General features: G+C 68.2%; 9 protein-coding genes. 3 read left to right on the top strand and 6 right to left on the bottom strand.

What is annotated here, in order from left to right:
- Positions 1-35 precede the first annotated feature (35 nt).
- The gene (locus FKQ52_RS13350) at positions 36-1,529 is read left to right on the top strand and encodes an aldehyde dehydrogenase family protein (RefSeq protein WP_141627632.1); all 1,494 of its coding nucleotides are present in this window, start codon (positions 36-38) and stop codon (positions 1,527-1,529) included.
- A gap of 89 nt (positions 1,530-1,618) precedes the next feature.
- On the opposite strand, the gene FKQ52_RS13345 is transcribed toward FKQ52_RS13350, so the two are convergent.
- From FKQ52_RS13345 to FKQ52_RS13325, 5 genes are read right to left on the bottom strand one after another with little or no spacing between them, the layout of a single operon-like run.
- Positions 1,619-2,743 (bottom strand): HlyD family secretion protein, encoded by a 1,125-nt coding sequence (locus FKQ52_RS13345; RefSeq protein WP_141627631.1) that lies wholly within the window; start codon positions 2,741-2,743, stop codon positions 1,619-1,621.
- 31 nt (positions 2,744-2,774) lie between these two features.
- On the bottom strand, positions 2,775-4,466 hold the full coding sequence (locus FKQ52_RS13340) for an MFS transporter (protein ID WP_141627630.1): 1,692 nt from the start codon (positions 4,464-4,466) through the stop codon (positions 2,775-2,777).
- Positions 4,463-5,026 carry a TetR/AcrR family transcriptional regulator gene (locus FKQ52_RS13335; RefSeq protein WP_141627629.1) on the bottom strand — a complete coding sequence of 188 codons (564 nt, stop codon included), beginning with the start codon at positions 5,024-5,026 and terminating at the stop codon, positions 4,463-4,465. Before FKQ52_RS13335 ends, FKQ52_RS13340 begins: the two co-directional genes overlap by 4 nt.
- A gap of 57 nt (positions 5,027-5,083) precedes the next feature.
- A complete protein-coding gene (locus FKQ52_RS13330; RefSeq protein WP_141627628.1) occupies positions 5,084-6,274 on the bottom strand; it encodes a winged helix-turn-helix domain-containing protein in 1,191 nt (396 codons plus the stop codon).
- Between the two features lie 56 nt (positions 6,275-6,330).
- Entirely contained in the window at positions 6,331-8,202 is a 1,872-nt protein-coding gene (locus FKQ52_RS13325; RefSeq protein WP_205750763.1) for a von Willebrand factor type A domain-containing protein, read from the bottom strand.
- A gap of 149 nt (positions 8,203-8,351) precedes the next feature.
- On the opposite strand from FKQ52_RS13325, the gene FKQ52_RS13320 reads away from it, so the two are divergent.
- Positions 8,352-10,211, top strand: a complete 1,860-nt coding sequence (locus FKQ52_RS13320) for a monovalent cation:proton antiporter-2 (CPA2) family protein (protein ID WP_141627627.1) — start codon at positions 8,352-8,354, stop codon at positions 10,209-10,211.
- A gap of 19 nt (positions 10,212-10,230) precedes the next feature.
- Here FKQ52_RS13320 and FKQ52_RS13315 read toward each other — a convergent pair whose 3' ends face one another.
- The gene (locus FKQ52_RS13315) at positions 10,231-10,533 is read right to left on the bottom strand and encodes a UBP-type zinc finger domain-containing protein (RefSeq protein WP_141627626.1); all 303 of its coding nucleotides are present in this window, start codon (positions 10,531-10,533) and stop codon (positions 10,231-10,233) included.
- Between the two features lie 124 nt (positions 10,534-10,657).
- Between FKQ52_RS13315 and FKQ52_RS13310 the strand changes: the two genes are divergently transcribed.
- Positions 10,658-13,495, top strand: coding sequence for a pitrilysin family protein (locus FKQ52_RS13310; protein WP_141627625.1), 2,838 nt, complete (start codon positions 10,658-10,660; stop codon positions 13,493-13,495).
- Positions 13,496-13,518: the final 23 nt, after the last annotated feature.

Genomic DNA, 13,518 nt, shown 5'->3' with positions numbered 1-13,518 from the left:
CGGGCTACAGCCGCTCAGGGTCAGGGAGAAGAACGATGACGGCGGCGAACGAGGCGAAGGCCATCCTTAAGCGACTGGGCGTGGACGATGCGGTCTGGACCGGCCATCTGCCGACCCGCTCGCCCATCGACGGATCGACCGCCGGATCGGTCGTCGAGACGCCGCATCTGGATGACGTCGTCGCTCGCTCGGTCGACGCCTTCCGCGCATGGAAGCGTGTCCCGGCCCCGCGCCGTGGAGAGCTGGTCCGCCTGTTCGGCGAGGAGCTGCGGGCGTCGAAAGACGACCTCGCCCGACTGGTGACGCTTGAAGCCGGGAAGATCGTGTCCGAGGGCCTCGGCGAGGTTCAGGAGATGATCGACATCTGCGACTTCGCCGTCGGCCTGTCCCGTCAGCTGTACGGCCTGACGCTGGCCAGCGAACGGCCGGGCCACCACATGCGCGAGACGTATCAGCCGCTGGGCCCGGTGCTGGTCATCTCGGCGTTCAACTTCCCGGTCGCGGTGTGGGCGTGGAACGCCTGTCTGGCGATGGTCTGCGGCGACCCCGTGATCTGGAAGCCATCGGAGAAGACGCCGCTGACGGCGTTGGGTACGCAGGCGGTGTTCGAGCGGGCGCTGGCCCGGTTCGCGGATGCGCCCGACGGTCTGTCACAACTGGTCATCGGCGGGCGCGAGGCAGGCGAAGCGCTGGCCGCCGACGCCCGCATCCCGCTGGTTTCGGCCACCGGTTCGACCCGTATGGGCAAGGCGGTGGCGCAGACGGTAGCGGCGCGTCTGGGCCGCTCGCTGCTGGAACTGGGCGGCAACAACGCCATGGTCGTGACGCCGAGCGCGGACCTCGACATGGCCGTGCGCGCGGTCGCCTTCTCGGCGGTCGGTACGGCGGGCCAGCGCTGCACCACCCTGCGCCGTCTGCTGGTGCATGAAAGCGTGGCCGATGCGCTGATCGCCCGGCTGAAAGCCGCCTACGAGACCCTGCCCATCGGCGATCCGCGCGAGGCCGGGACGCTGGTCGGTCCGCTGATCGACATCCCTGCCGCCGAAGCTTTCGAGGCAGCGCTGGAACAGGCCGTGCAGCAGGGCGGCGAGATCATCACCGGCGGCGGTCGGGTCGGGGCCGGGGGCGTTTACGTCAAGCCCGCCATCGTCCGCATGCCCGCCCAGACGGCGGTGGTCGAGCACGAGACCTTCGCTCCGATCCTCTATGTTCTGAGCTGGACGGACTTTAATCAGGCGGTCGATCTTCAGAACGCCGTGCCGCAGGGCCTGTCCTCCTGTGTCTTCACCGACAGCGTGCGAGAGGCCGAGCAATTCCTGTCGGCCTGGGGCTCGGACTGCGGCATCGCCAACGTCAACATCGGCCCCTCGGGCGCCGAGATCGGCGGGGCCTTCGGCGGCGAGAAGGACACCGGCGGCGGTCGTGAGTCCGGCTCGGATGCGTGGAAGGCCTATATGCGTCGCCAGACCCAGACGGTGAATTTCAGCTCCGCTCTGCCGTTGGCTCAGGGCGTGAAGTTCGACGTCTAGGGCGCAGGTGAGTGGTGACGAGTGAGTGGTGAGTAGCCGGGCGGGAACGGTCGCCCTTCCAATCACTACTCACCACTCACTTTTCACTGTTATCGGCCGGCCCGGGTATCCACCCGCGCCACCACCGACAGGCCGGGGCGCAGACGGTCCAGCCCGTCCTGACCGGGATCAAGCGCGATCCGCACCGGCACCCGCTGCGCCACCTTGGTGAAGTTGCCGGTGGCGTTGTCGGGGCGGATGACGCTGAACTCCGAACCTGTCGCGGGGGCGATCTGTTCGACCTTGCCCGTCAGGGTGCGGCCGCCCAGCGCATCGACCGACAGTTCGACCGGCTGGCCGACACGGATGTCGCGCAGCTGGTTCTCCTTGTAGTTCGCCGTCACCCAGATGCGGTCCGGGACCAGCGCCATCAGCTGGGCGCCGACGGCGACCTGCTGGCCCTGCCGCACGGTGATCTCGCCCAGACGACCGTCGCGCGGCGCGAGGATACGCGTGTTGGACAGGTCGATCTCGGCCAGATGCACGGCGGCGCGGGCGTTCTCGACCGCCGCCTCCAGCGAGCCCCTGCTGACGATGGCCGAGGTCACGCCGGTCTCGGCGATGCCGGTGGCGGCCTGCGCCGCCGCCAACTGGGCCTGCGCGGCCTGAAGGGCGGTGCGGGTCACGTCCACCTGCGCCTGCGCGACCCAGCCGCCCTCGAACAGGGTGCGGGCGCGGTTGTGGTCGGCCTGCGCCTTGGCGACGGCGGCGCGGGCGGCGGCGATGTTGGCATTGCTCTGGGCGACGGAGCCGCGGGCCGAGTTCCGGGTCTGGGTCGAGTTGGCCAGCGCGGCCTCTGCCGCGTGAAGTTGGGCCCGCGCCTGCTCCAGACGCTGGCGATAGATTCGGTCATCCACCGTGGCCAGAAGCTGGCCCTGCGTCACCGTCTGGAAGTCCTGCACCTCGACCGAGGTCACATAGCCGGTCACCTGCGGGGCGATCACCGTCACCTGCCCACGCACATAGGCATTGTCGGTGTGCTGGACGCCCGAGGTGAACGGCGGCAGTCGCCAAGCCCACAGCACCAGCAGCACCCCGGCCACCGCGATGGCGATCAGCAGGACGCTGATCAGAACGCGCTTCTTCGGCGGTTCGACCGGGGCGGTGGCCGGAGGCGGCGGGGCCGGTTGGGCCGCCGGTTGCGGGGCGGGAGAGGGGGCGGTGGTGTCGGTCATGGGGATAACGGTTCGGGGGGCGTGAAAGGGGTCAGTCGATGGCGGCGGCGGCCGATGCGGCGTCGACGCTCGCGGCCTGTCGCGCGGCGCGACGGGCGGCGATGCGGGGTCTGAAATGATGGAAGGTCACCCACAGGCAGCCGATGGCGGCGAAGACCGCGATCAGCAGGAAGACGTCGTTGTAGGCCAGCACATGGGCCTGCTGGCTGATCTGCTGTTGCAGCAGGACCTGGCCTTCGGCGGTGCGCAGGGCGGGGTCGCCGATCACCCGGGCATAGGCGCCGGACAGTTGCTGCAGACGCTGGGTGACGTCGGGGTCGCCAAGGTTGATCTGTTCCGTCAGCTGGCTGGAGTGGAATTTTTCGCGCACGGTCTGGAGCGTGCCGACCACGGCCGACCCCAGCAGTCCGCCGACGTTCTGGCCGATGCCGAAGATGACGATGAAGCTGACGAAGTTATGGGCGCCCTTCTGCAGCACCTGCACCACGCCGCTCATCATGGCCGGACCGATGAAGAAGGCGGCGGCGAAAGCCAGCAGGGTCTGGCTGAAATAGAGCTGGGCCGGCCGCGTCAGCACCGTCGCATGCGAGTCGAGATAGGCCCCGACCGCGATCATGGCGAGCGCGATGGCGATAGGCTTGTAGAGCTTGGCCGGGTTCATGGTGAAGGCGCTGGTCAGTGATCCCGCCACGGTGGCGATCAGGATGAGCAGGAACAGGCCGTGCATCTGGTCGGGGCCCAGACCCATCTGGGTCAGCAGGCCGACCGCGCCATAGGTCTGCTCCGACAACACCACCCGTATGCCGACGATGATGAGCGCCAGTCGGACGATGTCCGGCCCGGCCATCCACTTGAGATTGATCAGCGGGGTCTTGCGATTGTATTCGATGACCACGGCGGTGGTCAGCAGGACGATGGAGCCGACCAGCGCCCAGCCGACCCAGGCCGCTTCGGTCCACCAGACGATCCGGCCCAGCCCAAGCACCGCGCACAACAGGGCGATCCCCGGCGCGAACAGGGCGAAGGTCAGGAAGTCCAGCTTCTCGAACGCCCTGAACCGCTCCGACGGCGGCGCCTTCAGCGCGAACACGGCGGCGAGCGACAACAGGGACAGGCCCAGTTCGAAGACGTGAAAACCGCGCCACTCGGACAGGTCGACCAGATGGTTGGAGAAGATGCGAACGGCGGGCACGGCCAGCGTCGATGCGCCGATAGCCAGCACCAGCCCCTTCAACCGGTGCGCCGCCGGGAAGGCCTGAATGGTGTAGAGGACGCCCAGCGTGGTCAGCGCCGCGGACGCCATGCCCGCGAAGGCCCGGACGATCAGCGTCGATTGGTAGTCCTCGAAGAACAGGGCGCCGAACCCGATCAGCGCATAGGCGATCAGGAAAATCTGGGCGAACAGCCGCAAGCCGTACTGCATGCGGAACTTGACCAGCAGCAGGTTCATGCAGGCGTTCGTCATCACGAACACCACCGGCAGCCACGCGGCCTCGGTTGTGGTGACGCCGAGCGCGCCGGCCAGCTGTTGGGTGTTGGCCGTGACCATGGCCGCGCCGATGCCGCCGGTCGCGGTGACCAGCATGCCGACGGTGAAATAGGCCAGGCGATAGGGGAGGGTGTGATCCGGCGTGGCGGGCGAGCCGGGGAACATCGGCCGCTCGTGCGGCTTCAGTGTCTGGACGTACTCCGCCCAGGGCAGGTTGAAGTTCTGACGGCTCATGCCCCGCCTCCCGCGGGCGCCCTCACCGCGTCCAGCACAAGCTCCAGCGTTCGTCGGGCGATGGCGTTCCGTTCGGCGGGCTTTGCGTTGTGAATGCCGCCGCCCAGCATGGCGGCCAGAACCCGGATGTCGGAGGCTTTCAGATCAGGGCGAACGATCCCTTCGGTCTGCGACAGCTTGAGCGAAGGCATGGCCGCCCTGACCATGGCCTGACGCAGGGGTGCCAGAATGTCCGGGGATGGCGAGGCCCGCACCACCCCGCCCAGCGCCGTGTTGCGCACCAGTCGTCCGGACAGGTCGGTCAGGAAGTCGAGGAAGGCGTCGGGTTCGGTCGGCCGCGAGAACAGCTCGCCCAGTTCGGCCACGTCATCCAGCAGCACCGCCAAGGCGATCTCGGTCCGGCCGGGGAAGTTCCGGTAAAGGGTCGCCCGCCCGACGCCCGCCCGTTCGGCGATGCGATCCAGCGGGGCGTCGATGCCTTCCTCGGCGAACACCGCGCGGGCGGCGCCCAGCAACGCGGCGCGTCGATCCGCGGCGTCTTTTCTGAGGGGACGTTCCATGATCGCGGCTAAGTGGACACTGGTGTCCACTTAATCAAGGGCGCGCCTCCCCTTTTGTCAGAGCGCGCTCTCCAGGGCCTCCGCCAGATCGCCCTTGCCGACGACCTTCACGCGGTCCAGCCCCAGCCAGCCGGCCATCAACTTCAGTTCAGTCGCAAGGCGCATGGGGGTGTCAGGGGTGGTGTCCGGCTCGCGCCAGGCGGCCTGCACCAGCAGCACCCCGGCCTTGCGGTCGGACTTCAGATCGACCCGCGCGGTGATCGCCTCGTCCTCAAGGAAAGGCAGGACATAGTACCCGTGCTCGCGCTTGTGGGCGGGGGTGTATATCTCCAGCCGCACCCGCACGCCGAACAGCCGCTCGGTGCGGTCGCGCGCCCAGATCAGGTTGTCGAACGGCGACAGCAGGGCCTGTCCCGTCACCTTGCGCGGCGTCCTGGCGTCGGGGGCCAGATACGCGATCTGCCGCCAGCCCTTCACCTGCACCGGGGTCAATTCGCCCGCCTCGACCAGTTCGGCGATCCGGGCCTTCGTCTCGGCCACCGGCATTCGGAACCAGTCGCGCAGGTCCGCTTCGGTCGCCACCCCCAGCGCCCGCGCCGCGATACGCACCAGCTCGCGCTGGGCGTCCGCCTCGTCCGGTGTCGGCAGGTCGATGATGCGAGCGGGCAGGGCGCGTTCGGTCAGGTCATAGACCCGCTCGAAGCCATTGCGGGTCTTGGTCGTGATCATCCCGGCCCAGAACAACCACTCCAGCGCCCGCTTGCCGTCCGACCACTCCCACCAGCCCGGTTGTCCGCGTGGGCCGCTCGCGAAGTCGCCGCCGGTGACCGGCCCGCGCCGTTGGATCTCGACCAGCACCCCGTCGATATAGTCCCGTCGCTCGCGTCCGAAGCGGGCGATGCCGGTCCACATCGCGCCCTCCTGCGCCCGCTGCATCCGCCAGCGGAACAGGGGCTGAAGCTCCATCGGCATCAGCGAGGCCTCATGGCCCCAGTACTCGAACAGGCTGCGCTTCGGCCCCCAGGCCTCGGCCTCCAGCGCCTCGCGCGGATAGTGTCCGAGGCGTGAGAAGCCGGGCAGGTAGTGGGTGCGCGTCACCACATTGACGCTGTCGATCTGCACCACGCCCAGCTTGCGGACGAGATCGCGGACATGGCTCCGCCCCGGCGAACCGGGACGAAGCCGTCCGAAACCTTGCGCGGCCAGGGCGATGCGGCGGGCGGTCCTGAGGCTGATCGTTTCGGTCACGCAGGCAGCCTACCGGAACTCTCCCGCCACGCCATGTCAGTGGTGGCGGGAAACGGCTACGGCGCCGCCTGCCCGGTCGGCAGACCCTGTGCGGCGCGGACCAGTTGCACGAACTCGGCCCGGTCGCCCCAGGGGTCCTGCCCACGCGCGCCTTGCGCCTGTTCCACGATCTCGTTCCAGCCATAGTGGGCGGGCATCCACGGGTCGCCGCGCAGGCGCTGGCCGAAGGCCGCGACCGCGATGGCCCAGCGGGTGCTCTCCGGCGGCTGGGCCGAGGCGGCCGATCGCCCGCGGTTCGACACCACCTGCTGGATCAGGCGCGAACGATCCTGTCCGGGCAGTTTGTAGCGCACCTGTACGAAGCCGAGCTCACCCGATGCATCACCGCCGCCGACACCGACCCGGTTCTGGTCGTAGCGGCGCTCGGGGATCTGGCTCGGGCCTCCGACCGGGGTGATTTCATACAGGGCCGTGACCGAGGCGCCGGACCCGACCTCGCCCGCATCCACGCGGTCATTATTGAAGTCGGCCTCGTTCAGCAGGCGGGTCTCGTAGCCGATCAGGCGGTACTCGGCGACGCGGGCGGGGTTGAACTCGACCTGGATCTTCACATCGTCGGCGATGGGGAAGGCGCCCCGGTCGAACATCGGCCCGAACAGGCGGCGCGCCTCGTTCAGACCATCGACGTAGGCCGCCGTGCCGTTCCCGGCCTGTGCGATGGTCTGCATCCGTTCGTCCTGGTAGTTGCCCCGTCCGAAGCCGTAGACGGACAGGTAGATGCCGGTCTCGCGCCTGGCGGCGACGTAGTCCTCAAGACGCTGGTTGTTCGTCTGGCCGACGTTGAAGTCGCCGTCCGTGAACATCAGGATGCGGTTGACCTTGTCCCGGGCGAAACTGACCTGGGCCTGATCGTAGGCGTTGGTCATGCCGGTCGCCCCGGCGGTGCCGCCCGAGGCGTAAAGGCTGGCGACCGCGCAGCGCAGTTTCAGCTTCTGGTCGCCCGGCGTCGGGGCCAGGGTCGTACCGGCGCCTTCGGCGTAGTAGGTGACGGCGACGTGGTCCTGCGGACGCAGCCGGTCGATGATCAGGTTCATCGACTTTTGCGCCAGATCCAGCTTGTCCTGACTGCCCATCGAGCCGGAGACGTCCACCAGGAAGGTCAGGTTCAGCGGCCGACGCTCGGCGTCGGGCAACTCATAACCCTGTAGCCCGACATGCACGATCTGACGCCCCGGCGACCAGGGCGAGGCAGCGACCACCGTCGTGACCGCGAACGGCTCCCGCGCCGAGCGGGGACGGGCGTAGCCATAGTCGAAATAATTGACCAGCTCCTCGACCCGGACCGCATCGGCGGGCGGCGTGCGGCCTTCGTTGATGAAGCGGCGGGTGTTCGAATAGCTGGCGGTGTCCACGTCGATGGAGAAGGTCGAGACCGGCTGGTCAGCGACCCGGTGGACCGGATTGGGGCGTGCGTCGGGATAGCGCTCGGTGTCGGCATGGACAGCGGGCGGCGGCGCGCCCGGAACGACCGAGTTTGAGGCGGCCGGCACAGTGGCCAGATAGTCGACGACGGTGCTCTGGCCCGTCGTCATCAGTTCCTCTCTGGTGACGGTTATCAAGGGCGTGGGCGACGTGGTCGGATCGCGCTGCACACGCGCTCCGGTGACGACGACTTCATCGATCTGGGTGGCCTCCGCGGCGGGGGGAGGGGGCGTCGGCGCCGGGCGCACCTGCAGACGAGGCGGCGCGGCCACCGGTCTGTCCGGCGTTCGCAGCGTAATGCCGACCTCGGCGCAGGCGGCGGCGGACACCTCGCCGTCCCGGGCGAGATTTCGTTGCGGGGCGTTGATCGGCGCGGGTGCGGCGCCGATGGTCATCAGGGCGCTCATCGCCACGACGACGGCGGACTTCAACGGACGGTCGGTCATTGCGTCTCTCCCCTTGCTGGTTCGCTCATCTGGCCAGTGAAGGTCAGGCCAAACTGTGGCGCGCGATCCTGACGAAGCCTGACGCTACGGGGTGGCGATTCAGGCCGCCAGCCCCCACTATGGAAGCTTCGCGGATGAGGGGATGACGCATGGCCGAGGCTGGCGGACTTGAGCTTGGGCATGTTGCGGCCCTGCTGGCGGCGGGCGTGGTCGCCGTGCCGCTGTTCCGACGCCTGCAACTGGGTTCCGTGCTGGGCTATCTGGCGGCCGGTCTGGCCATCGGCCCGTTCGGCGTCGGGCTGTTCAAGGAACCGGAGACGATCCTGCACGTCGCCGAGTTCGGGGTGGTCATCTTCCTGTTCATCATCGGACTGGAGATGCGGCCAACCCGATTGTGGAGTCTGCGCAAGGACATCTTCGGCCTGGGCGCCGCCCAGGTGCTGGGCGCCGGTCTGTTGCTGACCCTGACCGGCATGGCCGCGGGCTATTCCGCGCCTGTGTCCTTCATCGTCGCCATGGGCTTCGTGCTCAGCTCGACCGCCGTCATCATGCAGATGCTGGACGAGCGGGGCCAGATGGGCTCGCCGCAGGGCAGTCGCGCCATCTCCATCCTGCTGCTGGAAGACCTCGCCATCGTGCCGCTGCTGGCGATCGTGGCGGTGATGGCTTCGGTCATGGGACTGGCCGGTGAAGGCGGGCCGCCGCTGTGGCGCACCCTTCTGCTCGCCGTCGGAGCCATCGCCATCGTGCTGTTCGCGGGCAAGTTCCTGATGAACCCGGTGTTCCGCATCCTCGCTCGCTACGGTGGCCGCGAGGTCATGACGGCGGCGGCTCTGCTGGTCGTGGTCGGCGCCGCCTGGCTGATGGACCTCGGCGGCCTGTCGATGGCCATGGGCGCCTTTCTGGCGGGGGTGCTGCTGTCGGAATCCACCTTCCGCCATCAACTGGAAGCGGATGTGGAGCCCTTCCGCGCGATCCTTCTGGGCCTGTTCTTCCTCAGCGTCGGCATGTCGCTGGACCTCGCGGTGGTGCTGGCAGAGTGGCAGGTGGTCATCGGTGGCGTGATCGCCTTCATGGCGGTGAAGGCCGTCGCCATCTACGGCGTCGCCCGCATCTTCAAGGCCAGCGAGCGCGAGGCGGTCGAGCGCGCCGTCCTGTTCGCCCAAGGCGGGGAGTTCGCCTTTGTTCTCTACGGCGCGGCGCTGGCGACCGGCGTGTTCGACGGGCGTATCGCCGCCATCGCCAGCGCGGTGGTCATCCTGTCGATGATGCTGACCCCGATCACCACCATCCTCGTCAGCCGCTTCATGCCTGCCGAGACCCTGAATCCGGAAGAGGCGGACGGCGTCGACAAGGCGAAGAACCTGCGGGAGCGCGTGCTGATCATCGGCTTCGGCCGCTTCGCCCAGGTCGTGTCCCAGCCTCTGCTGGCGCGCGACGTGGACGTGTCGATCATCGACATGGACGTGGAGATGATCCAGGCCGCCGGGAATTTCGGCTTCAAGGTCTACTATGGCGACGGCACCCGGCTGGATGTGTTGCGGGCGTCAGGGGCGGCAAAGGCCGAGACCATTCTGGTCTGTGTCGACAAGCAGGAAGACGCCGACAAGATCGTGGAACTGGTCAAGGCGGAGTTCCCGCTGACCAAGCTGTTCGTGCGCGCCTACGACCGCGGCCACGCCATTCGTCTGGTGCAGGCCGGGGTCGAGTACCAGTTGCGCGAAACCTTCGAGAGCGCGCTGGTGTTCGGCTATCAGGTGCTGATCGACCTCGGCTTCACCCATCAGGAAGCCGAGGAGACCATCGAGGATGTGCGTCGTCGCGATGAGGAGCGGCTGTCGATCCAGATGGTCGAGGGCATCACCGGCGGTCGCTCGCTGATGCGCGGCAACATCCGCACCACCAAGCCCGAACCCTACATCAAGCCGCATCGCGAAGGTCAGGCCCTCAACGAGGAAGCCGCCGAGGCGCTGGAGGAAGAAGACGAGCGCGAGAAGACCGGCGCCTGATCGCGCCGGTTACGGGACGTCAGAAGAATTTCGGGATCGGCCCCAGCTGCGGCGTCTGGTCGGGCAGATCGACGAACGCTTCATCGACATAGCACCAGCCCCAACCCTCCGGCGGGTCATAGCCCTCGATGATCGGGTGGTGGGTGGCCCGGTGGTGGGCGCTGGCGTGGCGGCTGGGACTGTCATCGCAACAGCCGACGTGGCCGCAGGTCCTGCACAGGCGCAGATGCACCCACCAGCCGCCCGTCTTCAGGCACTCCTCGCAGCCCTTCGACCCCGGCGTGACCCGGTTGATGGTGTTCAGATGACCGCAACCCGCCATGGCGCCTCTCTCCCGTCGAGGGCCAATGTTCGCGATATGTCGTCGCGTCTGCAAGGTGTCAGGATTGTGTCTGGGGAGGTTGTCGTTAAGGTCCGGCAGCTTTTGCTTACCGAGGATCCTGTAGATGAAGTTCCGCGCCGTATCGCTTGCCGCCCTTATCGCCGTCGCATCGCCGACGATCGCCTTCGCCCAGCACGCAGGACATGCGGGCCATGCGGCCGCGGCCGCCCAGCCCACCCGGTCGCAAGCGGCCCCCGTGTCGCAGCTGGTGTCCGAGGTGAACATTCCCTGGAAGCGCTTCCAGCTGGACAACGGTCTGACCGTGATCGTGCACGAGGACCGCAAGGCGCCGGTGGTGGCGATTTCGGTCTGGTACAACGTCGGCTCGAAGGACGAGCCCGCCGGATCGACCGGTTTCGCCCACCTGTTCGAACACCTGATGTTCGGCGGTTCGGAGAACGCTCCGGGCAGCTACCTCGGCCGCATGCGCAACCTCGGGCCGTCGAACCTGAACGGCACGACCTGGTTCGACCGCACCAACTATTTCCAGACCGTCCCGACCCCGGCGCTGGAACAGGCCCTGTTCCTTGAAAGCGACCGCATGGGCTATCTGCTCGGCGAGGTCGGACAGGACGTGCTCGATCTGCAGCGCGGCGTGGTCCAGAACGAGAAGCGTCAGGGCGACAACCAGCCCTACGGCATGTTCGAGTACGCACAGCTGGAAGCTCTCTTCCCGGAAGGCCACCCCTACCGTCACTCGACCATCGGTTCGATGGCCGACCTCGACGCCGCCAGCCTTGAAACGGTGCGGAACTGGTTCCGCGATAACTATGGTCCGAACAACGCCATCGTCGTCCTGTCGGGCGACATTGACGAGACGACCGCTCGCACCCTGATGAACCGCTATTTCGGTCCGATCCCGCGCGGTCCGGTGAACACCCCGGCGGAGGCTGACGTCCCGACCCTCGCCGCCCCGATCGTGGCGACGATGCATGACCGCGTCGCCAACACCCGTCTGACCCGCAGTTGGGCCGTTCCGGGGCTGCTGAGCGATGACGCCGTGCCGCTGGCCGTCGCCGCCCAGGTGCTCGGCGGGCTGGCCTCCTCGCGCCTCGACACCCAGCTGGTGCGTGACGAACAAACTGCCGTGTCGGTCTCCTCGTCGCTCTCGGACTTCCACCGTGTCGGCATTTTCGACATTTCGGTTGACGTCAAGCCGGGGCAGGACGCCGCCGAGGTGGGCCGTCGTCTGGACGCCATCGTCACCGACTTCATCGCCAACGGCCCGACCGAGGAAGAAGTCTCGCGCGTCGCCACCCAGTATGTTTCGCGCCGTATCCAGAGCCTCGAGCAGGTCAACGGCAAGGCCAACGTGCTGGCGGAGGGCCAGCTGTATGCGGGCGATCCCGACCACTACAAGAAGGAACTGGCCGAATACGCCTCGGTCACCCCGGCCCAGGTCACGGCCGCCATGCAGCGCTGGCTGACGCGCCCGGTCTTCGACATGACCATCGCGCCGGGCGAGCGTGAAGCCTACACCGAGGCCGCCGCCAGCCCGCCGGGCGCCGCTCCGGCCCCGGCCGCTGAAATCGAACGCGTCGCCCGCATGCCTATGCCGGAAGTCGGTCAGGTGCCGGACCTGAGCTTCCCGGCCGTGGAACGCACCCGGCTGTCGAACGGCATCGAGGTGGTCTACGCCCAGGTCGACACCGTTCCGGTGACCCGTGTCGCGGTCGAGTTCAATGCCGGCTTCGCCGCCGACCGCGCAGACCAACTGGGCGCCCAGGCCATGATGCTGGACCTGCTGGACGAGGGCACCACGACCCGGGACGCCAACCAGCTGGCTGAAGAGGAGGAACGCCTCGGCGCCTCGATCAACGTCGGCGCCTCGATGGACCGCACCTCGGCCGACCTTTCGACGGTGACGGCCAACCTGACGCCGGCCTTGGCCCTGCTGTCGGACGTCGTGCGCAACCCGGCGTTCGCTCCTTCGGAAGTCGAGCGTATCCGCGCCACCCGTCTTTCGGGTCTGGCCAGCGAACGCACCAACCCCGGCGCTATCGCCGCGCGCGCCCTGCCGCCGCTGATCTACGGCCCGAACAGCCCCTATGGCCGTTCGTTCACGGGGTCTGGGGACGAAGCGAGCCTGACCGCCCTGACCCGCGCCGATCTGGTCGCGACGCACGACGCCTGGGTGCGCCCGGACAATGCGACGATCTTCGTCGTCTCGGACCTGCCGCTGGCCGAGGTCACGCCGCAGCTGGAAGCCGCCTTCGGCGACTGGCGCGCCCCCTCGACGCCGAAGGGGACCAAGGACTTCTCGGCCCCGATCCCCGCGCCGCGCAACCGTATCGTCCTGATCGACCGTCCGCAGTCGCCCCAGTCGCTGATCTACGGCGGCGCGGTCCTGCCGGTGTCTGGCACCGATGACCTGCTGGCGCTGAACGCGGCGAACGTGACGCTGGGTTCGGACTTCCTGTCGCGGATCAACTCGGACCTGCGTGAGACCAAGGGCTGGTCCTACGGCGTGCGGGGCGGCATCAACGCGCTCGAACACCGCGTGCCCTACATCGTGAATGCGCCGGTCCAGGCCAACCGCACCGGTGACTCCGTCGCGGCCCTGATCGCCCAGTACGACCGCTTCCTGGAAACCGACGGCGTTTCGCCGACAGAGCTGGAGCGGACCATCAACGGCAACACCCGGTCGCTGGCGGGCGGCTTCGAGACCTCGGGCCAGATCCTCGGCGCCCTGCGTTCGAACGCCCTGTACGGCCGCCCGGACGACTATCAGTCGACCCTCGCCAGCCGCACGCGGGCCCTGACCGCCGCCCAGATGGATGCCGCCGCCCGCCGCGACATCCATCCGGACCAATTCGTCTGGGTCGTCGTCGGCGACGCCTCGGTGGTGCGCCCGCAACTGGAGGCCTTGGGCCTGCCGATCGAGGAACAGTCGATCCGCTAAAGTCGGACCGGGACCCGGCCGGG

This window comes from Brevundimonas sp. M20, from assembly GCF_006547065.1.
In the GTDB taxonomy this organism is placed as follows: domain Bacteria; phylum Pseudomonadota; class Alphaproteobacteria; order Caulobacterales; family Caulobacteraceae; genus Brevundimonas.
The sequence above is the reverse complement of the archived record's forward strand: the minus strand, read 5'-3'. Positions and strand labels throughout refer to the sequence as shown.

Bases quoted from the DNA above. Each gene is read 5' to 3' on its own strand.
- FKQ52_RS13325 (WP_205750763.1), bottom strand. From the start codon at position 8,202: ATGACCGACCGTCCGTTGAAGTCCGCCGTCGTCGTGGCGATGAGCGCC.
- FKQ52_RS13310 (WP_141627625.1), top strand. From the start codon at position 10,658: ATGAAGTTCCGCGCCGTATCGCTTGCCGCCCTTATCGCCGTCGCATCG.
- FKQ52_RS13315 (WP_141627626.1), bottom strand. From the start codon at position 10,533: ATGGCGGGTTGCGGTCATCTGAACACCATCAACCGGGTCACGCCGGGG.
- FKQ52_RS13320 (WP_141627627.1), top strand. From the start codon at position 8,352: ATGGCCGAGGCTGGCGGACTTGAGCTTGGGCATGTTGCGGCCCTGCTG.
- FKQ52_RS13340 (WP_141627630.1), bottom strand. From the start codon at position 4,466: ATGAGCCGTCAGAACTTCAACCTGCCCTGGGCGGAGTACGTCCAGACA.
- FKQ52_RS13350 (WP_141627632.1), top strand. From the start codon at position 36: ATGACGGCGGCGAACGAGGCGAAGGCCATCCTTAAGCGACTGGGCGTG.
- FKQ52_RS13345 (WP_141627631.1), bottom strand. From the start codon at position 2,743: ATGACCGACACCACCGCCCCCTCTCCCGCCCCGCAACCGGCGGCCCAA.
- FKQ52_RS13335 (WP_141627629.1), bottom strand. From the start codon at position 5,026: ATGGAACGTCCCCTCAGAAAAGACGCCGCGGATCGACGCGCCGCGTTG.